The organism is Actinomadura sp. NPDC048032 (genome assembly GCF_040653175.1).
GTDB lineage: Bacteria > Actinomycetota > Actinomycetes > Streptosporangiales > Streptosporangiaceae > Spirillospora > Spirillospora verrucosospora.
Genome location: NZ_JBEZJP010000004.1, coordinates 1 through 20,453 on the forward strand (window position 1 = coordinate 1; position 20,453 = coordinate 20,453).

General features: G+C 74.2%; 18 protein-coding genes and 1 pseudogene. 8 read left to right on the plus strand and 11 right to left on the minus strand.

Features of this window, described 5'->3' with window-relative positions; translation table 11 throughout:
• The first annotated feature begins 176 nt into the window (after positions 1 to 176).
• Positions 177 to 1,649 carry a carboxylesterase family protein gene (locus AB0C69_RS01210; protein WP_360348194.1) on the plus strand — a complete coding sequence of 491 codons (1,473 nt, stop codon included), beginning with the start codon at positions 177 to 179 and terminating at the stop codon, positions 1,647 to 1,649.
• On the opposite strand, the gene lhgO is transcribed toward AB0C69_RS01210, so the two are convergent.
• The 3 genes from lhgO to hisN all read right to left on the minus strand — a co-directional run bounded on the left by lhgO (position 1,646) and on the right by hisN (position 3,992).
• Positions 1,646 to 2,836 (minus strand): L-2-hydroxyglutarate oxidase, encoded by a 1,191-nt coding sequence (gene lhgO, locus AB0C69_RS01215; protein WP_360348197.1) that lies wholly within the window; start codon positions 2,834 to 2,836, stop codon positions 1,646 to 1,648. The genes AB0C69_RS01210 and lhgO overlap by 4 nt on opposite strands.
• Before the next feature lie 25 nt (positions 2,837 to 2,861).
• Positions 2,862 to 3,053 carry a hypothetical protein gene (locus tag AB0C69_RS01220; RefSeq protein ID WP_141577897.1) on the minus strand — a complete coding sequence of 64 codons (192 nt, stop codon included), beginning with the start codon at positions 3,051 to 3,053 and terminating at the stop codon, positions 2,862 to 2,864.
• A 135-nt stretch (positions 3,054 to 3,188) separates the two neighbouring features.
• The gene (hisN, locus tag AB0C69_RS01225) at positions 3,189 to 3,992 is read right to left on the minus strand and encodes a histidinol-phosphatase (protein ID WP_345184954.1); all 804 of its coding nucleotides are present in this window, start codon (positions 3,990 to 3,992) and stop codon (positions 3,189 to 3,191) included.
• Positions 3,993 to 4,127: 135 nt separating this feature from the next.
• Between hisN and AB0C69_RS01230 the strand changes: the two genes are divergently transcribed.
• Positions 4,128 to 4,976, plus strand: a complete 849-nt coding sequence (locus tag AB0C69_RS01230) for a hypothetical protein (RefSeq protein WP_345184957.1) — start codon at positions 4,128 to 4,130, stop codon at positions 4,974 to 4,976.
• Here AB0C69_RS01230 and AB0C69_RS01235 read toward each other — a convergent pair.
• The 6 genes from AB0C69_RS01235 to AB0C69_RS01260 form a co-directional block, all read right to left on the minus strand.
• Positions 4,973 to 6,475 (minus strand): FAD-binding oxidoreductase, encoded by a 1,503-nt coding sequence (locus AB0C69_RS01235; protein ID WP_360348202.1) that lies wholly within the window; start codon positions 6,473 to 6,475, stop codon positions 4,973 to 4,975. The two genes, AB0C69_RS01230 and AB0C69_RS01235, sit on opposite strands and share 4 nt — an antisense overlap.
• A gap of 56 nt (positions 6,476 to 6,531) precedes the next feature.
• On the minus strand, positions 6,532 to 7,536 hold the full coding sequence (rsgA, locus tag AB0C69_RS01240; protein ID WP_345185038.1) for a ribosome small subunit-dependent GTPase A: 1,005 nt from the start codon (positions 7,534 to 7,536) through the stop codon (positions 6,532 to 6,534).
• A gap of 17 nt (positions 7,537 to 7,553) precedes the next feature.
• Positions 7,554 to 8,825, minus strand: coding sequence for a 3-phosphoshikimate 1-carboxyvinyltransferase (gene aroA / locus AB0C69_RS01245; RefSeq protein WP_360348205.1), 1,272 nt, complete (start codon positions 8,823 to 8,825; stop codon positions 7,554 to 7,556).
• 85 nt (positions 8,826 to 8,910) lie between these two features.
• Positions 8,911 to 9,636, minus strand: a complete 726-nt coding sequence (locus tag AB0C69_RS01250; RefSeq protein ID WP_360348208.1) for a zf-HC2 domain-containing protein — start codon at positions 9,634 to 9,636, stop codon at positions 8,911 to 8,913.
• Positions 9,633 to 10,124 (minus strand): sigma-70 family RNA polymerase sigma factor, encoded by a 492-nt coding sequence (locus tag AB0C69_RS01255; RefSeq protein ID WP_218826252.1) that lies wholly within the window; start codon positions 10,122 to 10,124, stop codon positions 9,633 to 9,635. Before AB0C69_RS01255 ends, AB0C69_RS01250 begins: the two co-directional genes overlap by 4 nt.
• A gap of 210 nt (positions 10,125 to 10,334) precedes the next feature.
• Positions 10,335 to 11,387 carry a DoxX family membrane protein gene (locus AB0C69_RS01260; RefSeq protein ID WP_360348211.1) on the minus strand — a complete coding sequence of 351 codons (1,053 nt, stop codon included), beginning with the start codon at positions 11,385 to 11,387 and terminating at the stop codon, positions 10,335 to 10,337.
• A gap of 52 nt (positions 11,388 to 11,439) precedes the next feature.
• Here AB0C69_RS01260 and AB0C69_RS01265 point away from each other — a divergent pair, with 52 nt between their 5' ends.
• On the plus strand, positions 11,440 to 12,234 hold the full coding sequence (locus tag AB0C69_RS01265; RefSeq protein ID WP_360348214.1) for an SOS response-associated peptidase: 795 nt from the start codon (positions 11,440 to 11,442) through the stop codon (positions 12,232 to 12,234).
• 105 nt (positions 12,235 to 12,339) lie between these two features.
• Here AB0C69_RS01265 and AB0C69_RS01270 read toward each other — a convergent pair whose 3' ends face one another.
• Positions 12,340 to 13,146, minus strand: a complete 807-nt coding sequence (locus AB0C69_RS01270) for a methyltransferase domain-containing protein (protein WP_360348217.1) — start codon at positions 13,144 to 13,146, stop codon at positions 12,340 to 12,342.
• Between the two features lie 182 nt (positions 13,147 to 13,328).
• Between AB0C69_RS01270 and AB0C69_RS01275 the strand changes: the two genes are divergently transcribed.
• The 5 genes from AB0C69_RS01275 to AB0C69_RS01295 all read left to right on the plus strand — a co-directional run bounded on the left by AB0C69_RS01275 (position 13,329) and on the right by AB0C69_RS01295 (position 18,627).
• Positions 13,329 to 14,114, plus strand: a complete 786-nt coding sequence (locus tag AB0C69_RS01275) for a sigma-70 family RNA polymerase sigma factor (RefSeq protein ID WP_353831785.1) — start codon at positions 13,329 to 13,331, stop codon at positions 14,112 to 14,114.
• Entirely contained in the window at positions 14,111 to 14,431 is a 321-nt protein-coding gene (rsrA, locus tag AB0C69_RS01280; RefSeq protein WP_345184974.1) for a mycothiol system anti-sigma-R factor, read from the plus strand. The genes AB0C69_RS01275 and rsrA overlap by 4 nt, the downstream gene beginning before the upstream one ends.
• Positions 14,432 to 14,450: 19 nt before the next feature.
• Complete coding sequence (locus AB0C69_RS01285) at positions 14,451 to 15,377, plus strand: NAD-dependent epimerase/dehydratase family protein (RefSeq protein WP_360348221.1); 927 nt, start codon at positions 14,451 to 14,453, stop codon at positions 15,375 to 15,377.
• 561 nt (positions 15,378 to 15,938) lie between these two features.
• Positions 15,939 to 17,288: an HD-GYP domain-containing protein gene (locus tag AB0C69_RS01290; protein WP_345184980.1), complete on the plus strand. Its 1,350-nt coding sequence runs from the start codon at positions 15,939 to 15,941 to the stop codon at positions 17,286 to 17,288.
• Positions 17,289 to 17,298: 10 nt separating this feature from the next.
• A complete protein-coding gene (locus AB0C69_RS01295) occupies positions 17,299 to 18,627 on the plus strand; it encodes an HD domain-containing phosphohydrolase (protein ID WP_345184982.1) in 1,329 nt (442 codons plus the stop codon).
• A gap of 50 nt (positions 18,628 to 18,677) precedes the next feature.
• On the opposite strand, the pseudogene AB0C69_RS01300 reads toward AB0C69_RS01295, so the two are convergent.
• Positions 18,678 to 20,372 (minus strand): annotated as a pseudogene (locus AB0C69_RS01300) (cytochrome c oxidase assembly protein); the annotation flags it as partial.
• Between the last annotated feature and the right edge of the window lie 81 nt (positions 20,373 to 20,453).

Below are 20,453 nucleotides of genomic sequence, written 5' to 3' on the forward strand. Positions count from 1 at the left end.
GTTCTCGCTTCGCTCGAACCTGCCTTCGGACGCGATCGCAACTATTGAGGTTGTTGCGTGGTCGCGGTGGTGGCTGAGGTGGGAGGTCATGGGCAGTGCCCTTGGGTTGAGGTGATTGCGGGGGTGTGTCCCGTAGGCTTTGGGTATCGAATTTCGTTCTAGAAGCGAGGTGGGGCATGGCGGCGGTCGTGCAGACGTCCTACGGGAAGGTCCGGGGCGCGGAGCGGGACGGTGTGACCGCGTTTCTCGGGATTCCCTACGCCGCGCCGCCGTTCGGGGCCGACCGGTTTCAGGCTCCGCGGCCGCCCGAGCCTTGGGACGGTGTCCGTGACGCCGTCGAGTACGGGCCGACCGCGCCCAAGCCCGGCTACCCCCCGGTGTTCGCCGCTCTCGTGCCCGACCCCCAGATCCCCGGTGACGACTGCCTCAACCTGAACGTGTGGACTCCCCGCCTTCCGGACGGCGAGGAGGGCCTCCCGGTGATGGTGTGGATCCACGGCGGTGCCTTCCGGAACGGATCGGGCGCGGTGCCCGTCTACAACGGCCGCAACTTCGCCCGCGACGGCGTCGTCTGCGTGACGATCAACTACCGGCTCGGCGTCGAGGGCTTCGCGTATCTGCCCGGCGCTCCGCCCAACCGCGGGCTGCTCGACCAGATCGCCGCCCTGGAGTGGGTCCGCGACAACATCTCCGCGTTCGGCGGCGACCCCGCCCGCGTCACCGTGTTCGGCGAGTCGGCGGGCGGGATGAGCGTCACCACCCTGCTCTCCCTCGACCTCGGCCTCTTCCATCGGGCCGTCGCGCAGAGCGGCGCGGGCAGCATCGCCCAGGACCCGGCCGACGCCCTGCTCGTCACCAAGGAGATGGCGGCCCGGCTCGGCGTCGAGCCCACCGCCGAGGCGTTCGCCGCGCTCGACCCGGCCGCCGTCATCCCCGTCCAGAACGAGGTCGCCGCCGAGGTCGCGATGCTGCCCGACCCCGGCCGCTGGGGCGCCACCACCGCCGCGGGCGGCATGGCGCTCACGCCCGTCCTGGACGGCGAGCTGATCACCCGGCGCCCCGAGGACGCCATCGCCGCCGGCGCCGGGCGGGACGTGGACCTGCTCATCGGGTACACCACCGAGGAGTTCCGATTCTTCCTGATGCCGACCGGCATCGCCGCCGACCTGACCGACGAACTGGTCGGCGCGGTCGCCGCGGGCATGGGCGTCCCGCCGGGGCTGCCCGCCGCCTACCGCGCCCACCATCCGGAGGCGACGTCCGGCGAGCTGCTCGCGACGATCATCACCGACAGCCTGTTCCGCATCCCCGCCCACCGCGCCGCCGCCGGGCACCGCGCGTCCGGCGGGCGCACCTGGATGTACGAGTTCGCGTGGCGGTCGCCGAACCACGACCTCGGCGCCTGCCACGCGCTGGAGCTCGGCTTCGTCTTCGACAACCTCACCGGCGAGGAGGAGGGCCTCACCGGGCCGAACCCGCCGCAGGCGCTCGCCGACCGCATGCATCGAGCCTGGACCCGCTTCGCCGTCGACGGCGACCCCGGCTGGGAGCGGTTCGACCCGTCGGACCGCGCGGTGATGGTCTTCGACGGCCCCGGCGACGCGATCGTCCACGACCCCCACAGCGACGACCGCGAACTCTGGGACTAGAGCAGCTCTTTCACTACGTGCTCTGCGATGGCCAGGGAGGATGTGGCTGCGGGGGACGGGGCGTTGCGGAGGGTGGTGATCGGGCCCAGGCGGCCTATGCGGAAGTCGTCCACGAGCGTGCCGTCGGGGTCGACCGCCTGGGCGCGGACGCCGGCGGGGGCCGGGACGACGTCGGCCGCCGTCAGCTCGGGGACGAAGCGGCGGGCCTCGGCGACGAACGCCCGCCTGACCGCCGACCCGTACAGCTCCCGCGCGCCCGTGCGCCAGTGCCGCCGGGCCAGGCGGCGGAAGCCGGGCCAGCGGAGCGCCTCCCACAGGTCCGCGGGACGGACGTCGCGCCGCCGGTAGCCCTCCCTGGCGAGGGCGAGGACGGCGTTCGGGCCGATGTCCACGCCGCCGTCCACGCGCCGGGTGAAGTGGACGCCGAGGAACGGGTAGCGCGGGTCGGGGACGGGATAGATGAGACCGCGAACGAGATCCGTCCGGGACGGGACGAGCCGGTAGTACTCGCCGCGGAACGGGACGATCGCCGGGGCCGGGGAGTCGCCCGCCAGCCGCGCCACCCGGTCGGACTGGAGACCGGCGCAGACCACCAGCCGGTCGAAGGTCAGCTGCTCGTGCGGGGAGGCGACCGTGACGCGGTCGCCCGCCCGGCCGATCCGCACGACCTCGAAGCCGAGCCTGACCTCGCCGCCGCCGTCCGCGACGTCCGCCGCGAACGCGCGGGCCACCGCCGGGAAGTCGACGATCGCCGTGGTGGGGGAGTGCAGGGCCGCCACGCCCGCCGCGTGCGGCTCGATCTCGGCCAGCTCGCCGCCGGCCAGCCGCCGCAGCCCGGGGACGCCGTTGGCCGTCGCGCGGCGCTCGATCTCCTCCAGCGCAGCCGTCTCCGCCTCGTCGCGGGCGACGACGAGCTTGCCGCACTCCTCGTACGGCAGGTTCCGGTCGGTACAGAACTCCTTGAGCAGGCCGATGCCGCGCCTGCACAGGGTCGCCTTCAGCGACCCCGGCGCGTAGTAGAGGCCCGCGTGGGCGACGCCGCTGTTGCGGCCCGTCTGGTGGGCCGCGACGCGGTCCTCCTTGTCCAGGACCGTCACTCTCAGCCCCGGACGCTCCAGCGTCAGCCTGCGGGCGATCGCCAGCCCGACGATGCCCGCGCCGACGACGCCGACCCGTGTCTCCGCCACATCCGCACCCTAGCGGGGGCGCGGCTCAGCTCCCGAGGCGCTTGCGCCCCTGCGCCCGCACCCGCTTGCGCTGGGACGGGTCGAGCATCATGTACCCGACGAGCGGCGCGCCGAGGACGCCGAGGATGATCAGCGCGCTCAGCCACCACGGGAAGACGAACAGGGTCAGGAAGCCGACGACGACGCCGCCGATCACAAGCTTGGTCTGGGTCGACATCTCGCACCTCCGTTGACGAACCGCCCACTTGTAGAACGGCCGTCGGGCGACCGCTGTTCCACGATATGTCGCGAGTCGGCTTGAGCGCCATGGCGGAGGCGCCCCGGTCAGATGCGCCCGGTCAGATGTGCCCCGTCAGATGCGCAGGGACAGCTGGCCGCCGCCGAGGGTGCGGAGGACCTCCGCGTGGAGCCTGCCGTTGGTGCACACGACGCTGCCGCCGTCCGGGCCCGGCACGCCGGACAGGTCGGTGAACATGCCGCCCGCCTCCTCCACGATGACCTGGAGGGCGGCGAGGTCCCACAGGGACACCTCGGGCTCGGTGGAGATGTCGACCGCGCCTTCGGCGACCATCATGTGCGACCAGAAGTCGCCGAACGCCCGCGTCCGCCACACCGAGCGGGTCAGTTCGAGGAAACGGGGCAGCCGGTCCTGCTCCTCCCAGCCGCTCAGGCTGGAGAAGGACAGGGACGCGTCGGACAGTTCGCCCACCGACGAGACGCTCATGCGGGACGCGCGGGTCAGGCTGCGGCCCGTCCAGGCGCCGCCGCCCCGGGCCGCCCACCAGCGGCGGTTCAGCGCGGGCGCCGAGACCACCCCGACGACGATCTCGTCGTTCTCCATCAGCGCGATCAGCGTGGCCCACACCGGGACGCCGCGCACGAAGTTCTTCGTCGCGTCGATCGGGTCGATGATCCAGCAGCGGTTGCCGTAGCCGGTCCTGCCGTACTCCTCGCCGAGGACCGCGTCGCGCGGGCGGGCCCGCTTCAGCGTGCCGCGGATCTGCTCCTCCACGCTGCGGTCGGCGTCGCTGACCGGCGTCAGGTCCGGCTTGGTCTCGACGTCGAGGTCGAGGGCGCGGAAACGCTTGGTCGTGATGTCGTCGGCCCCGTCCGCCAGCACGTGCGCGAGACGCAGGTCATCGGAATAGCCCGCCACGGCGAGCCACGCTACCCTGATCACCGCCCGTCGCGACACACGTACCCGGGCCGTTCCGGCTTTTCGGACGGTCGGGACCGGCGCGCCGGGCGCGATGTCCCGCTTCCGGGCGCGGGTGGTGGCAGCATGGGGGCCATGGCGCACGATCTCCCCGAGTGGGTGGCCGAGCTGACCGATCCCCGCCGGGCCGAGACGCTCGACGAGCTCGCCGACCGCCTCGTCCCCCTGGCCGAACACGCCATCGACGTCTCCCGTCGATTGCAGGCGCAGCTCAACGAGCTCAACGACCCGTTCAAGCGCGAGGCGCTGTACGGGCGGGTGGAACGCCTCAAGGCCCGCGTCGGCGAGGCCATGGAGGAGATCACCGCGGAGATCGCCGCGTCCGGGGAGGAGCGCATCGAGCGGGTCTTCGCCGACTGGACCGACCGCGCGGGCCCCGCCGGCGACGGCGACCGGGGCCGGGAGATGCGCCGCCGGCTCGACCGCGACGTCGTCCCCGCGCTGTCGCGGCAGCAGCAGGACGTCGCCGAGCGGGTCGCCGAGCGCACCTCCAAGGCCCTGGAGGAGGCGACGCAGCTGCTGCTCACCCGGGTCGAGGAGCTCGCCAGGGCGGTCACCGACCTGATCCACGACGTGCTCCCGCTGGCCCGCGAGGGGCTGACGCTCGCCAGCCGGATCTCGGCCCTGTCCGGCCACGCCCGCAAGGCGGGGCGGGGGCCGGTCCCGGCCGAGCTGAAGGACGCCGGAGCCGAGACGTCCCGGGCGTTCGACGAGGCCGTGGCGCGGCTGGAGCTGGAGTGGTCGGCGCTAGGCGCCCGGTCCGCGACCGTCCGGGCGGCGCTGCGCGGCGCGGAGGAGGCCGCGTTCAGCCAGGTCACCGAGGAGATGACCCGGTGCGTGGAGGAGCTCGCGCCCCGGCACGTGCAGGCGCTGAACGAGGCCGAGGCCAAGGCGCGCAGCCTGTTCGAGGAGTCGCGGGGCTAGACGGCCTGCGGGAAGCGGAACAGGCGCCCGGGGTCGTGGGCCGCCTTCACCTTCCTGAGCCGGTCCAGGTTGGGGCCGTAGTAGGCGCGGGCCCAGTCCTTCAGACCGGCGTCGATGTAGTTCACGTAGGCGGCGCCTCCCAGGTGGGGCTCCATCGCGGCGTGCGTGGCCGACAGCCAGGCGTCGTCAGGCGCCAGGTACTGGACGCAGAAGAGACCCTTGCGGTGCGGGAAGGCGGTGTCGCCCGGCCCGACCCGCGCGATCGCGGCGCCCATCGCGTCCATGAGGACCGAACGGTTCGGGACGTCGTTGCCCTTGTCGAACCGGGCGAGCAGAGCGCTGATCGCGTCGTCGGGCAGCGGCCTGTAGGCGATGTGCGACTTCCCCGAGTACTCGGTGCGGGGGAAGGCGCCGCCGGGACGCCGCCCCGGCAGGGCGCCCCGCCCGTGGCACTGCTCGATCGACTGCCCGGCGCAGCCTCCCATGAACTTCATCGCGTCCATGTAGGGCCGGCTCTGGGCGGTGGTGGAGGCGGGATCCGCGCCCACGGCGGCCGTCAGGCGTTCCATGGGGCCGTCGGCGCCGGCGAGCGCGAGGCCCGTCACCTCGACGCCCGGAGCGCCCTGATCGGGGGCGGTGTCGAGGTGCAGGCTCGTCCAGACCTCGCCGGGCGCCGCCGGTGCCCAGCGCTGCCAGCCGCGCACCACGGCGGCCGCCTTCCGCCAGGGCCAGCGCATGCTGAACGGCGTCACGTCGCCGACCTCGTGCGTCCGGAACGTGAACGCCACCGCCACGCCGAAGTTGCCGCCGCCCCCGCCCCGGCACGCCCAGAACAGGTCCGGGTTCCGCTGCCCGTCGCAGGTCAGGACCCGTCCGTCCGCCGTGACGACCTGGACCTCCTCCAGGGCGTCGCACGACAGCCCGTACGCGCGGGACGTCACGCCCAGCCCGCCGCCCAGCGTCAGCCCCGCCACGCCCACGGTGGGGCAGCTCCCGGACGGGACGCTCACACCGTCGCGGGCGAGCCCGTCGTAGAGGTCGATCAGCCGGGTCCCGGCCCCGACGGCCGCGCGGTCGCCGTCGCGCCTCACGCCGTCCATGGGGGAGACGTCGATCACGAGGCCCGGGCCCGTCGACCAGCCCGCGTAGCTGTGCCCGCCGGACCGCACCGCCACCGGCATCCGCTTCACCGTGGCGAACGCCACGCATTCCGCGACGTCCTGCGGGGTCGCGCAGTAGGCGACGCCCGCCGGGCGGACCCGGTCGTAGCGCGGGATGTAGAGGCGCCTGGCCTCCTGGTAGGACGCGTCGGACGGGCGGACCAGCTTCCCCTCCAGGCCGCGTTCCAGGGCGTTCCAGTCGGCGGGGCCGGTCGGCGTCGGCCTCGGCGGTGAGGACGGAGCCCGGCGCGGGCGGGGCCGCTCATCGGAGCACCCGGCGACGCCGAGCCCGCCGAGCCCGCCGAGGGCCGCCGCCTTGAGCATCGCTCGCCGCTCCATGCGGCCATTGTCGCGCTAGATCACCTTTTGGCGGGCGGAATCCGCGGCGCCGCGGCCTATTCGGGCTCGCCCTCGCGGGCGGCGAGGAGGCGGCGCAGGGAGTCCAGGCGCGCCCGGCTGGCGTGGCCCTCCTCGACCCAGCCGTCCAGGCCGCAGTCGTCCTGGAGGTGGTCGCAGCGGGGCGGGCAGCGTTCGGCGGCGCCCTCAGCGAGGTCGTCGAACGCGCCGAGCACGTTCTCCGGGTCGACGTGCGCGAGGCCGAAGCTGCGCACGCCCGGGGTGTCGATGATCCAGCCGTCGCCGCCGGGCAGCTCCAGCGCGAGCGCCGAGGAGGAGGTGTGGCGGCCCCGGCCGGTGACGGCGTTGACGTGGCTCACCGCGCGTTCGGCGTCCGGGACGAGGGAGTTCACCAGCGTCGACTTGCCGACGCCGGAGTGGCCCACGAGCACGCTCGTGCGGCCGGCGAGGCGGCGGCGCAGCTCGCCGAGGTCGCCGCCGCGCTCGGTCACGACGTAGGGGACGCCGAGCGGCGCGTACTCGGCGACCAGGGCGTCCGGGGACGCGAGGTCGGCCTTGGTGAGGCAGAGCAGCGGGGCCATGCCGGCGTCGTAGGCGGCGACGAGCTGCCGGTCGATCATGCGGGGCCGCGGCTCGGGGTCGGCCAGCGCCGTCACGATGACCAGGCTGTCGGCGTTCGCGACGATGATCCGCTCGAACGGGTCGGTGTCGTCGGCGGTGCGGCGCAGCGCCGAGGTGCGCGGCTCGACCCGCACGATCCGGGCCAGGGTGTCCTGGGCGCCGGTGACGTCCCCGACCAGCGCGACGCGGTCGCCCACGACGACGCCCTTGCGGCCGAGCTCGCGGGCCCGCATCGCGGTGACGGCGCGCTCGTCGTCCGTGCCGGGGTCGGCCAGGCACCGGTAGCGGCCGCGGTCCACGGCCGTCACGAGGCCGGGCGAGGCGTCCTCGTGCGCGGGACGGCGGCGGGTGCGCGGACGCGACCCGCGGCGCCCGGGCCGCACCCGGACGTCGTCCTCGTCGTAGTCGTGTTTCCGTGCCAGTGGTCCGTTCCCTGCTGTCAGGCGGACGCCAGCATCGACGCCCACTGCCGGGTGAAGTCCGGAAGAGTCTTGCCGACGGTGCCCGGATTCTCCACTTCGATGCCGGGAACGGCCAATCCGAGCAGGGCCGCCGCCATCACCATCCGGTGGTCGTCGTAGGTGCGGAAGACGCCGCCGCGCAGCGGGCGCGGGCGGATCTCCAGGCCGTCGGGCAGCTCCCGGACGTCGCCGCCCAGCCCGTTGATCTCGGCGACCAGCGCGGCGAGCCGGTCGGTCTCGTGGCCGCGCAGGTGCGCGATGCCCGTCAGCCGGGACGGCGAGCCGGCCAGCGCCGCGAGGGCCGCGAGCACCGGCGTCAGCTCGCCGACCTCGTGCAGGTCGGCCTCCAGGCCGCCGAAACCGTCCCCGCCGCGCACGGTCAGCCCGTCCGGCCCGCGGGTCACCTCGGCGCCCATCGCGGCGAGGAGCTCCCGCAGCGCGTCGCCGGGCTGGGTCGTCTCGGCCGGCCAGTCCGGGACGGTGACGCGCCCGCCGGTGACCAGCGCCGCGCCGAGGAACTGCGCCGCGTTCGACAGGTCCGGCTCGATCATCACCTCGCCGCCGCGCAGCGGACCGGGCGCCACGCGCCAGGCGTCGTGCCCCGCCTCGACCTCGGCGCCCGCCGCGCGCAGCATCTGGACGGTCATCGCCAGGTGCGGCGCCGACGGGACCGGCGGCCCCTCGTGCCTGACCTCCACGCCCTTGTCGAACCGCGGCGCGGCCAGCAGCAGCCCCGACACCAGCTGGGACGACGCCGACGCGTCGATCGTCACCCCGCCCCCGGCCACCGAGCCCGTGCCCCGGACGGTGAACGGGAGGGCGTCGCGCCCCCCGTCGTCGATCTCGGCGCCGAGGGCCCGCAGCGCCGTGATGATGGGGCCCATCGGCCGCTCGCGGGCTCGCGGGTCGCCGTCGACGAACACCTCGCCGGACGCCAGGGCGGCGACCGGCGGCAGGAACCGCATCACCGTCCCCGCCAGCCCGACGTCGACGCGCGCCGGGCCCTCCAGGCGCCCCGGCAGCACCTGCCAGTCGGCGGAGTCCTCCCCGACGCCGGCGCCGAGCGCGCGGAGGGCCCCCGCCATCAGCTCGGTGTCGCGGCTGTGCAGGGGCCGGACGATGCGGGTGGGCTCCTCCGCGAGCGCGGCGAGGACCAGCGCCCGGTTGGTCATCGACTTCGAGCCGGGCAGCGGCACGGTGGCGTCCACCGGGGCATGGGCGACCGGGGCGGACCAGTGCGGAGAGGCCATGCCCCAAGGTTATCGGGCCGCCGCCGGAGAGAGCGGGACGATCGGGCGGCCCGCGGCGATCAGAAGGGGCGATCAGAGGGGACGATCAGAGGGGGATCGTCAGGAGCGTTCCGCCGCCGTCCAGGCGGACCTCGAAGTGGCCGATCTGCTGGCGGCTGAGCCCGGTCCCGCCCTGCATGACGAGCGGCTTGGGCTGGCCGGGGACGCCGTAGCCCTTGTCCGGGACGCTCCACCCGGCGACGACGCTGCGCTCGCCGGTCCGCGACACCGCCTCCAGGTGGCACTTCAGCGGCCCCCGGACGCCCTTCAGCTCCAGCCCGACCTGCGTGCCCCAGCCCTTGTCGACCAGCGCGACCGTCCCGGACGCGCCCGTGCTCGCGTCGGCCGCGTGGAACTTCTGGCCGGTGAGGGCCTGCGTCACGGGCGGCTTCGGGGCGGGGGCCTCGTCGTTCACGGCAGCGCCGATGCCGATGCCCGCGGCCAGCGCCGCGGCCGCGGCGGCCGTGCCCGCGAGGTACGCGCCGCGCCGGAACCGCTGGTCGGCCCGCCGCCTGCGCCGCATCATGTCGATCACCGGCGCCGGGGGCGCGGACGGCTCGCCGGCGCCCTCCCATCCGGGCCCGTCCGGGATCGGGCCGGCCGCCGCGGGCGACAGCCCGGACAGGGCGCCGGCCGCCCCGGACAGCTCCCCGAGCTCGGCCTGGCACGACCCGCATCCCCGCAGATGCGCCTCGAACGCCCGACGGTCGCCCTCTTCGAGAAGGCCCAGCGCGTACGCGCCGACATCGGTGTGCTCGACCTGGGAACTCATGACGTCACCCCCCTCTCCTCCAAGGCGACCCGCAAAGCGCGCAACGCGTAGTACACGCGGGACTTGACCGTCCCCACCGGGATGCCGAGGTGCTCGGCGGCCTGGTTCACCGTCCGGTCGCGCAGCACCGTCTCCGTCAGCGCCTGCCGGTGCGCGGGGGAGAGCGACTCCAGCGCCTCGGTCACCACGACCTTGCGCAGCAGCGCGTCCATCTCGTCCGCCATCGGGAGGTTCTCCAGGGGCCCGTCGCCGACCTCCGGCGGCCTGACCTCGCGCTGCCGCCGGTTGTCGATCACGATACGCCGGGAGACCGTGGCCAGCCACGGCATCAGCGAGGACGTCCGGTCGTCGAGCCGGTCCGCGCTGCGCCATGCCCGGATCATGGTCTCCTGCACCACGTCCTCGGCCCAGGGGCGGTCGCCGCCCGTCAGCCGCAGGACGAACGCGAGGAGGGGCCGATGGTACTCGCGGTACAGCTCGGCCGCCATCTCCTCGTCGGCCGCGGTCTGCGCGGCCCGCGCCGCGCCGGGGCGGCGGAGCAGGCTGCGCAGGCCGCCGCCGGGGCGGCCGGTCGATCCGGGAACTGCCATGGCCGGGGCGTCTCCGTCGTGCTGGAAGGGCGGTCATCTGGCAGTACGGGACCGCCCCCGCCTTCGGTTCAACGCCCTTGAGACTCTTTTAAGGTTCTCTTCGGGAAGTCAGCGTTTGACGGCGTGCAGGGCCTTGCCCGCCTGGGCGGCGGTTCCGGCCTTGACCGTCCGGCCGGCCTTGGCGGCCTTCGCCGCCTGGGTCGCCGTCCCGGCCTTCACGGCCTGCCCCGCCCGCGCGGCCTTGCCCGGCTTGGAGGCGCGGCCGAGCTTGAACGCGCTCCCCGCGGCCAGGACGCCCTTGAGCGCGCCGCCGCCCCTGCCGCTCTTCCTGCCCCGGGCCCTGCCCGCCTTCCCGGCCGCCTTGCCCGCCTTCCCGGCCGCCTTGCCCGCGACGAGGGCGCCGCCCGCGCCCGCGCTCTTGAGCGCGCCGCCGGCCTTGCGGGCCGCCTTGCCTCCGGCCTTGCCGCCCGCCTTGCCGGCCTTCAGCGCGCCGCTCGCCGCCCCGGCGGCCGTGAGCGCGCCGCCCGCCTTGCCGCCCGCCTTGCCCAGCCGGAACATGCCGCCGGACTTGGCGGACTTGGCACGGCCGGACGCCTTGGCGGCCTTGCGCCCGCCCTCGGCGCGGGCGACGCGAACCTGACGGGACGCCTCGCGGCGCGCCTCCCGCAGCGTCGCGGCGGCCTCGCGGCGCATCGCCTTGGCCTCCGCGCCGCTCTTGATCTGCGTCTCCCGCACGGCGCGGCGCAGCTCGGCCGTGCGCGGCGCGCGGCGGGGCTCGGTCGCCACCATCAGCAGCGCGCCGAACAGGCCGGCGTTCTTCAGCAGGTGGGAGCGCTCGTTCGCGCGGCGTTCGGGGTCGTCCTCGGTCCAGTAGCGGTGCTCGGTCGCCAGCGCGGGGACGAGCTGGGCGGCGAGCACCAGCGTCGTGAGCCGCCGGAACTTCCCGGTCAGCAGCAGCGCGCCGGTGCCGAGGCTGAGCGCGCCCTGCATGCGGACGAGGGTCTCGGGGTCCTTCGGCAGCCAGTCGATCCGGTCGGCGACGGGCTTGACGGCCGGGCCCACCCGCTCGGCGCGTTCGCGCGGGTCGCGGAGTGCCTCCAGGCCGGTCATGATGTACGGCGCCGCCACGAACGGGCGGGCCAGGGTCGTGAAGGGTCGCATAGCCCGCTACATGCCCAGCGCGCCGCGCCTCAAGCGCGGCAGGATGGGACCCATGTGCGGACGCTACGCCACCTCCCGCGCGCGGCAGGAGCTCCTGGACGAGTTCCAGGTGCAGCTCGACGCGGTGGACGGGGACATCCAGGCCGACTACAACGTCGCCCCCACCAAACAGGTGCCGGTCGTGCTCGACCGGCGGCCGAAGGACGAGCCCGACGAGGCGGCCGCGGTGCGCCAGTTGCGCACGGTGCGGTGGGGGCTCGTGCCGTCCTGGGCCAAGGACCTGTCCATCGGGTCGCGCATGATCAACGCCCGGGTCGAGACGGTGCACGAGAAGCCGTCCTACCGCCGGGCGTTCGCCAGGCGCCGCTGCCTGCTGCCCGCCGACGGCTACTTCGAGTGGTACACGCTGCAGGACCAGGGCGACGGGGCCGACCCGGCCGAGGGGGAGAAGAAGGCGAAGGGGAAGCCGCGGAAACAGCCGTACTTCATCCGCCCCAAGGACGGCGCGGTCATGGCGATGGCGGGCCTGTACGAGTTGTGGAAGTCACCCGAGGACGAGTGGGTGTGGACGTGCACCGTCATCACCACCAACGCGCCGGACGACCTCGGCCGCATCCACGACCGGATGCCGATGGTCGTCGAACCGGACCGGTGGGACGCCTGGCTCGACCCCGCGCTCACCGACACCGAGCAGGTGCGCGGCCTCCTCGTTCCCGCCATGGCCGGGACAATGGACGCCTATCCCGTCTCGAAGGCCGTCAACAACGTGCGGAACAACGGCCCGGAACTTATAGAACCGGCAAATTCCGGGGGTGGTTCCGGTGACCATTCCGAGGGTCTCTTCTGACACGGGGCCGCGCCGGAGGGTCCGGCGCCATTCCGCTCGGGGAGCGCTCCGGGCGCGACAATTCCGCCACGGCCGGCGTGACGGCGTGACGGCGTGACGCGCCGGCTAGCGCAGCCGGGCGCTGGCCAGGAGGTGGATGCCGAGCGACTCGTCGGTCTGACGTGCGCCCATCTCGGTGCGGACGAGGCGCTGCAGCGCCCGCGGGGACTCGCCGAGGACGTGCTCGACGGTCGAGGGGGACAGCACCGTGCGCGGCCGGATCCACTCGACCTCCAGGCCGGCGTCGGCGAGCAGCTCGCGGAGCTGGTGGGCCGAGAACGAGCGGGTGATCGTCCCGTCCGGCCAGGGCACGAGGACGACCTCGGCGCTCGGGACGTCCGACAGGTGCGCCCAGTAGTTGCGCTCGGCCAGCAGCGCCATGCCGAGGGTGAGGGAGTCGACGCACAGCAGGACCCGGCCGCCGGGGCGCAGCACGCGGGCGATCTCGCCGATCGTGGCCTCGGTGGCCAGGTGCCGCGACAGCACGCGGTTCTCGGCGATCACGGCGTCCATGCAGGCGTCGGCGAGGTAGGACAGGGTGCCGGAGTCGGCGATCAGCGGGACCGTGCGGGCGGTCCGCCCCTCCGGGGCGCCGGGGCGGAGCGGCGCCGGACGGCCCCGGCGCTCGGGGTCGCGCACCTCCAGCACCGTGTGGCCCGCCGCGGCCGCGCGGGCGGCGCTGTGCCCCTGCCCGCCCGAGATGTCGAGCACGCGGGACGGCCTGCGCGGCAGCCACCGGGTGAGCTGGGCGTCCGCCACCGCCTCGTAGAAGGTCCAGTAGCGCGCCAGGGAGTCCCCTGACCCGTCACCGGAGGTGTCCCGCAGGCTGGCGATGGTGGGCTCGGAAGGTCGCGCCGAAGGCACCGAGTGCACCAATTGCTCCTGTTCTAGCCGTGTACGTCACATCTTTCCCCGTCCGGGGCCGGTCATCACCCTGAGTGAGGGACGGGACCCGGCGACACGGTCGCGGAGCGCCCGCCCCCGCCCGGGAATCGGCGGGGGCGTTCCGGTGTTGCACCCTCTCACAGAGCAGCGAAAGCGGAGGTGCGAGCCGGATGACCACAGCCGTCGCCGATCAGCAGCGGAGAGCCGGCACGGCGGCGCCCCGCGGCGACGCGCGGGCCCCCGCCCGCGTCGGAGGGCCGCGCGGACCGATATCGTCTGTGGGGTCGATATCGTCTGAGGGGTATGGCGCCGCCCGGCCGGTCAAGGCCACGGGCGCCAGAGCCGAGGGGGTGGGTCAGGTACCGGGCACCGCGGAGACCGTGGAGCAGCGCCAGGAGCGCTTCCAGCGCGACGTGCTCCCGTTCTTGGACCAGCTGTATTCGGCCGCGCTGCGCATGACGCGCAACCCGGCCGACGCCGAGGACCTCGTCCAGGAGACGTTCGCCAAGGCGTTCGCGTCCTTCCACCAGTTCAAGGAGGGGACGAACCTCAAGGCCTGGCTGTACCGCATCCTGACCAACACGTTCATCAACACCTACCGCAAGCGGCAGCGCCAGCCGCAGCAGGCGGCCACCGACGACATCGAGGACTGGCAGATCGCGCGTGCCGAGTCGCACACGTCGAGCGGTCTGAAGTCGGCCGAGGCCGAGGCACTGGAGCACCTGCCCGACTCCGACGTCAAGCGGGCGCTCCAGGAGCTGCCGGAGGAGTTCCGGATCGCCGTCTACCTCGCCGACGTCGAGGGGTTCGCCTACAAGGAGATCGCCGAGATCATGGGCACGCCCATCGGCACGGTGATGTCCCGGTTGCACCGGGGCCGGCGCCAGCTGCGCGGCATGCTCGAGGACTACGCCGACGAGCGCGGGCTCACCCGCGCGAGCAGGGGGTCGACATGAGCTGCGGCAACCACCACGACACGCCCTGCGACGAGGTGCTCGCCCGCGTGTACACCTACCTCGACGGCGAGCTCGACCAGGGCGGCTGCGGCGAGGTGCGCCAGCACCTCGACGAGTGCGGCCCGTGCCTGCGCGAGTACGGCCTCGAAGAGGCCGTCAAGAAGCTCGTGAGCAAGTCGTGCGGGTGCGAGCAGGCCCCGACCGAACTGCGCGCCAAGGTGCTCGGCCGCATCGAGGAGATCTGCGGCGAGATCCAGGCGTCCGGGGCCGGCGAGGTCCCGGCGTCCGGTGGCGCCGGCAAGCCGGAGAGCGCCTGACCGCCGGTATCTTTCCGGTGTGCTGACACTCGTCACCGGCGCGGCCGGATTCATCGGGTCCCATCTCGTCGACAGGCTCCTCGCGGACGGCCACGAGGTCGTGGGAGTCGACGACATGTCGTCGGGCGCGAACGCCCGGCCCGGGGTCGAGCTGTGGGAGATGGACGTCGCCGACCCGGCGCTCGCCGAGCGGGCGGCGGCCCGCCGCCCCGAGGTGGTCTTCCATCTCGCCGCGCAGGTGAGCGTGCGGGTCAGCGTGGGCGACCCGCTGGGCGACGCCCGCACCAACGTGGTCGGGACGGCCAACGTCCTGGAGGCCGCGCGGGCGGCGGGCGCCCGCAAGGTCGTGTTCACCTCCAGCTGCGCCGTGTACGGGGTGCCGGACGCGCTGCCCGTCCCCCCGGACGCCGAGCTGCGCCCCGCGTCGCCGTACGCGGCCTCGAAGGTCGCCGGCGAGGTGTACGCCGGGATGTACCGGCAGCTGCACGGGATCGACTTCACGACGCTGACGCTGGCGAACGTCTACGGGCCGCGGCAGACCCCGGAGGGCGAGGCGGGGGTCGTCTCGATCTTCACGGACGCGCTGCTGGCGGGCCGTCCGACCAGGGTCTTCGGCGACGGCTCCCAGACCCGCGACTACGTCTACGTCGGTGACGTGGTCGACGCGTACGCCCGGGCCGCGGGGGAGGCGGGCGGCGGGCTGCGCCTCAACGTGGGCACCGGCCTGCAGACGACCGACCGCGAGCTGCACGCGCTCGTCGCCGGGGCGGCGGGGGCGCCGGACGACCCGGAGTTCGCGCCGCCCCGGCTGGGAGACCTGCCGGCGATGTCGGTCGATCCGCGCCGGACCCGGGAGGCGCTCGGCTGGGAGCCCGCCGTCGGCCTGCCCGAAGGGCTTGCGGAGACGGTCGCCTGGGCGCGGGAACGGAACCCCGCGCGCCGCTGATTGGTCCACGCTTTCTCCCACTCCGGGGCCTCGTTCGCCGACCTTTAAGGAATTAGGTGGATGCATTTGCGGATGCACGTGCATTCATGATGTGCAGCGGGATTGTGCAGGCGGTTTGTGCAGGCGGTTTGTGCAGGCTGGATAGAGGGCCGATGATTGGATTTTCAACCAGGACAATTGATCACCTAAGGTGACGATTGGTTCACGCTTTGCTCACGTTTTCCTGCACGCCTGTGTGACCTGGGCAGTCCGCGTTAGGCTTATGCCGAAATCAGTGACGGAGCGCGTGCAGTCCGAGGAATTCGGGGTACGTGCTCGCCCGGGAGACCTGGACCGCACCGGTCCCGGTGGCCGGCCGCGAGGCCGGTCGGCCCGGCTCGGCTGGGGGGAGGCAAGGAGCCATGCACAAGCGCGTGACACCGCATGGACACGGGCGGCGCCCGAGCGTCCCGTCGTCGTCGTCGCTGATGATGACCAAGGGCGTGTCCTGGGTCTAGGTGCCGGCTGGCACATGTGAGCCCGGTGGCGGCCTGCCAACTCGTCACTCCCCGAGGGGCGGCAATGCGTGGACTACCTCTCGCTGCCTGGGCGTACGTCTGCGGTGTGGTCGCGCTCGCGGCGGGCCTCATCGCGACGTCGTCCTTCACGGATATCGACTGGACGAAGCTCGCCGTCCTGGCGCTGCTGTTCCTGATCTGCGACTCGGCGCCCGCGCGGCTGAACATCACGCGGGCCAGGGTGTCGCTGAGCTTCGCCGCCAGCCTGGCGTCGGTGGTGCTGCTCGGCCCGGTCGGCGCCGCGCTGCTCGGCCTCTGCGCGCTGGTCACCGGGCAGCGGATCTTCGCCCCGGTCAAGCGGCTCTTCAACGGCGCGCAGTTCGCGCTCAGCGGCTTCATGGCCGGGACGGTGTTCAACCTCCTCGACGGCGACCGGTTCCACCCCGAGAAGGCCCGCTGGGTCGAGAACGTCATCGGGCCGTTCCTCGGCGCGCTGGTCGCCTTCGTCCTGGTGAACCTGACGCTGATGGCGGGGGTGCTGCTGCTCAGCCGGCAGGCCTCGCCGCGCGAGCTCCTGCGCGAGAGCGGCCAGCTCGCGATCGGCTGCCTCGGCTACGGCATGGTCGGCCTGCTGATCGCCGGGCTCTGGCCGCGGGTGGGCCTGTTCGCGGCGATCCTCGTCCTGCTCCCGCTGTTCATCGCCCGCTGGGCCATGGACCAGGCGTACGCGCAGCAGCAGGCGCACGCCGCGACGCTCGCCGCGCTGTGCCAGGCGGTCGAGACCAAGGACTTCTACACCCGCGGCCACTCCGAGCGCGTCTCCCGCGGCTCGGTGATGATCGCCCAGGAGATCGGGATGCGCGCGGACCGGGTCGAGGCCATCCGGTACGCGGGGATGCTGCACGACGTCGGCAAGCTCGGCGTCCCGACCAAGGTGCTGCAGAAGTCCGGCTCGCTCACCGAGGAGGAGTTCGCCGCGATCCAGCTGCACCCGATGCGCGGGCTGGAGATCGTCCGCGAGATCGGCTTCCTGGACGAGGCGCTCGCCGGCATCATGCACCACCACGAGAAGATGGACGGGCGCGGCTACCCGATGGGCCTCGCGGGCGACGAGATCCCCGAGTTCGCCCGGGTCATCTCCGTCGCCGACGCGTTCGACTCGATGACCTCGACGCGCTCCTACCGGGCCGCCCGCACCAAGGACGAGGCCGTCGAGGAGCTGCGCCGCGGGATGGGCGACCACTTCGACCCCGCGATGGTGGAGGCGTTCCTGCGGGCGCTGGAGCGGGAGGGCTGGGAGCCGCCGCGGCCGGTCGTGCTGCCCGACGACGACGTCGTCGAGACCACCCAGCAGGACCACGACGACCCGAGCGCGCCGCTGCGCGTCGCCGGCGGCGACGGGGTGCGCCAGTGAGGGGGCGGCGGTGAGCGGGGAGGCGCGCGCCCGCGACCGGGCCGCGTGGCAGACCATCGACTCCGGCCAGCTCCTGCTGATCGCCACCGCCGGGCTGTTCGTCATCGTCGCGATCGCCGAGGTCGGGTCCGTCGGGCTGCGCCAGCCCGACGTGGCGATCATCTTCGGCGTGCTGATCGCGCTCGGCGAGCTGTTCCGCATGGTGATGCCGGGCAACCGGGAGGTCGCGCCGATCGCCAGCGCCGGCGCGATGGGGTACGCGATGCTGGTCGGCGTCGGCCCGGAGGGCGCCGCGCCGGACGCGCCGCTCGGCGTCGTGGCCGCCGAGCACTCCGCGCTCCAGGTCGTCGCGGTCGCCGCGGCCGGGATGCTGGTCGGCTCGCTGCCGCACATCGCGGTCGGCCGGTCGCCGCGGCCCGACGCGATGGCGCGGCGGCTGTTCACGGTCGCGGTCGTCGCGCTGTGCTTCCGGCCGCTGCTGTCCCTGCACCTGCCCTGGCAGCTGCTGCTGGCCGTCATGTGCTTCGTCGTGGTGCTGTCCTGCTTCACCGACATGCTGATCGCCGCGATGATCCGCGCGGAGGCCGTGCGGGCGCGGTTCGGCATCGCGCTGCGCGACGAGATCGACGCGAAGATGGCGCTGTGCGCCGCGACCAGCGCGACCGCCATGCTCATCGCGGTCTCCACGACGGCGATGGGCGAGGCCGCGCTGCTGATCTTCACGGTGCCGATCCTGGTGACGCAGTTCGCGTTCCGCCGCTACGCCGGGATCCGCGCCACCTACCTGCAGACCGTCCGGGCGCTGTCGCGCGTCACCGAGGTCGGCGGCTACGTGGAGGCGGGGCACTCGCACCGGGTGTCCAAGCTCGCGGTGGCGATGGGGCGCGAGCTCGGGATGTCGGAGGAGGAGCTGCTCGAACTGGAGTACGCCGCCCTCATGCACGACATCGGGCAGCTGTCGCTCGGCGACCCGATCCCGGGCGGCGCGACGGTGCTGGCGTCCCCGGCCGAGCAGCGCCGCATCGCCGAGCTCGGCGCCGAGGTGATCAAGCAGACCGGCGTCCTGGACCGGGTCGCGCACATCGTCCAGCTGTCGTCGCACCCCTACCGGACGGGGCGCGAGCCGTCCGGCGACTCGGGGGAGCGGCCGCTCCCGCCGCCGCTCGCCGGGCGCATCATCAAGGTCGCCAACGCCTACGACGACCTGGTCGGCGACTCCGCCGACCGCGACCGGGGCGCCGCCGTGCTGGAGAGGCTGCGGCTGGACTCGGCCTCCGAGTACGACCCGACGGTGGTGGAGGCGCTCAGCCGGGTCGTGGACCGGGGGCCCCGCCAGTAGAGCCCGTGGGCCGCCGCCACGGCGAGCGTGACGGCGGCGGCCGCCGTCCAGAGCAGCAGGGCGCCGAGGTGCTGGTCCTCCAGCGGTGACGCGCCCCAGCGGCGGCCGAGGTGCTCGTACCAGCCGCCGAGGACGGTCCCGTTCCGCGCCAGGGCGGTCCCGGCGATGGCGTGGAGGGGCAGGAGGGCGAGCGGCATCGGCGTCCCGGTCGTCCCGTGGAAGTAGGCGAGCCCGACGGCCAGGAAGGCGGCCAGCGCCAGCGAGTGCAGGGCGTGGTTGCCGAGGGACGCCCCGAACAGCGGCGAGCCGTAGAACGCGTAGAGGCTGAGCAGGAGCAGCACGGACGCCGCGGCCGGGTCCGTGAGCACCCGCACTGCCCGGCATCCGGCAGCGGCGGCGAGCAGGGCCCCGCCGCTGCCGGATGCCGGGCCGCGCGCCGCCTCCAGCGCCAGCCGGAGAGGCGCCCCGTGGAGCAGCAGCACCGGCGCCACCAGGCCGATCAGAACGTGCTGGACGGCATGGGCGCTGAACAGGACCATGCTGTACCGGGAGAGCCCGCCGCAGGACGCGAGAAGGACGACGAGGAGCCCGGCGGCCCAGGACAGGCTCCGCCGGAGCGGCCAGCCGCGCACCCGCGCGACGCCCGTCCCGTACAGGACGGCGCCGCCGACGACGAGCACGAGGAACAGCGGGTCGATCCACCAGTCGAGCAGGAGCGGGCCGGCCCCGGCGGGACCGGGCAGCGGGAACCCGAGCCGCAGCGCGACGACGTCCAGCGTGCCCGGCGCGACCTCCGGCGGCGGCGTGCGGGACAGGCCGGTCGCGAGCGCCATCGCCGCCGCCATCACGAGGACCTCGACGGCGCCGAGCCGCAGGAAGGGCCGCGCGCTCCTCCCGCCGCGCAGGGCGGGCAGGGTGGCGCGGCGGTGCCGCCAGCCGATCGCGCCGAGGACGGCGAACGCGGCGGCTTTCGCGACGACGAGGGCCCCGTACCGCGATCCGAGGTGGGGCCCGCCGAGCCGCACCCACGCGTTGACCGCGCCGCTGGCGCCGACGACGGCGAACGACACCAGCGCCAGCCGGCTGTAGCGCTCGGCGACGCGGGGAAGCCGGTCGCCGACCGCCGGGGCGAGGGTGACCAGGGCGACCAGGCCGCCGGTCCACAGCGCGACGCCCGCGATGTGGGCGACCAGGCTGTAGACGGCGAGGGCGTGGCCCGCGCCGCTCGCGGCGTGCCCGGTGAACAGCGGCGGCAGCATCCCGGCGAGCGCGCCCGCCAGCAGGTACCCGGCCCCGCCGGCGGCGCGGGGAAGCCTCGCCGCGACCGACACGGCGGCCGTGGCGGCGAGGACGAGGAGGAGGGCCCGCCCCTGCGGCAGCTCGACGAGGAACGTCCGCATCATGTCGCCGGTGACCTTGGTGACGCCCACGCCGAACAGGTCGAGGACGGTGCACACGATCAGCGCCAGCGTGCACGCCGCCCAGGCCGCGGCGGTGAGCGACGCGGCGCGCAGGCACTTCCGTGCGGCGGGCGTGCCGGGCACGAACACGGCCGCGACCAGCAGCCATCCGACCGTCAGGACGGCGGCGGCGTTACCGCCCAGCCGCGCCGTCACCAGGCCGGTCTTGGCCAGCGCGCCCGCCTGGGAGAGCTCCGGCGCCGCGGTCTCGCTGAACGCGCCGCCGAGCCGCACGGCGAGCGCGAGGACGACCAGCGCGATCGCTCCCGCCCCGAGCGCGAGCATCGGCAGGTCCGTCCCGGCCGCTTCCCGCCGTTCCCCTGCGCGCGTCGCCGTCGCCTCCTGTGCTGCCACGACCGCAAATAC

Bases quoted from the DNA above. Each gene is read 5' to 3' on its own strand.
- AB0C69_RS01260 (WP_360348211.1), bottom strand. From the start codon at position 11,387: ATGCGACCCTTCACGACCCTGGCCCGCCCGTTCGTGGCGGCGCCGTAC.
- AB0C69_RS01290 (WP_345184980.1), top strand. From the start codon at position 15,939: ATGCGTGGACTACCTCTCGCTGCCTGGGCGTACGTCTGCGGTGTGGTC.
- AB0C69_RS01235 (WP_360348202.1), bottom strand. From the start codon at position 6,475: ATGGAGCGGCGAGCGATGCTCAAGGCGGCGGCCCTCGGCGGGCTCGGC.
- AB0C69_RS01265 (WP_360348214.1), top strand. From the start codon at position 11,440: ATGTGCGGACGCTACGCCACCTCCCGCGCGCGGCAGGAGCTCCTGGAC.
- rsrA (WP_345184974.1), top strand. From the start codon at position 14,111: ATGAGCTGCGGCAACCACCACGACACGCCCTGCGACGAGGTGCTCGCC.
- AB0C69_RS01220 (WP_141577897.1), bottom strand. From the start codon at position 3,053: ATGTCGACCCAGACCAAGCTTGTGATCGGCGGCGTCGTCGTCGGCTTC.
- AB0C69_RS01255 (WP_218826252.1), bottom strand. From the start codon at position 10,124: ATGGCGGCCGAGCTGTACCGCGAGTACCATCGGCCCCTCCTCGCGTTC.
- AB0C69_RS01275 (WP_353831785.1), top strand. From the start codon at position 13,329: ATGACCACAGCCGTCGCCGATCAGCAGCGGAGAGCCGGCACGGCGGCG.
- AB0C69_RS01210 (WP_360348194.1), top strand. From the start codon at position 177: ATGGCGGCGGTCGTGCAGACGTCCTACGGGAAGGTCCGGGGCGCGGAG.
- aroA (WP_360348205.1), bottom strand. From the start codon at position 8,825: ATGGCCTCTCCGCACTGGTCCGCCCCGGTCGCCCATGCCCCGGTGGAC.
- AB0C69_RS01230 (WP_345184957.1), top strand. From the start codon at position 4,128: ATGGCGCACGATCTCCCCGAGTGGGTGGCCGAGCTGACCGATCCCCGC.
- AB0C69_RS01250 (WP_360348208.1), bottom strand. From the start codon at position 9,636: ATGAGTTCCCAGGTCGAGCACACCGATGTCGGCGCGTACGCGCTGGGC.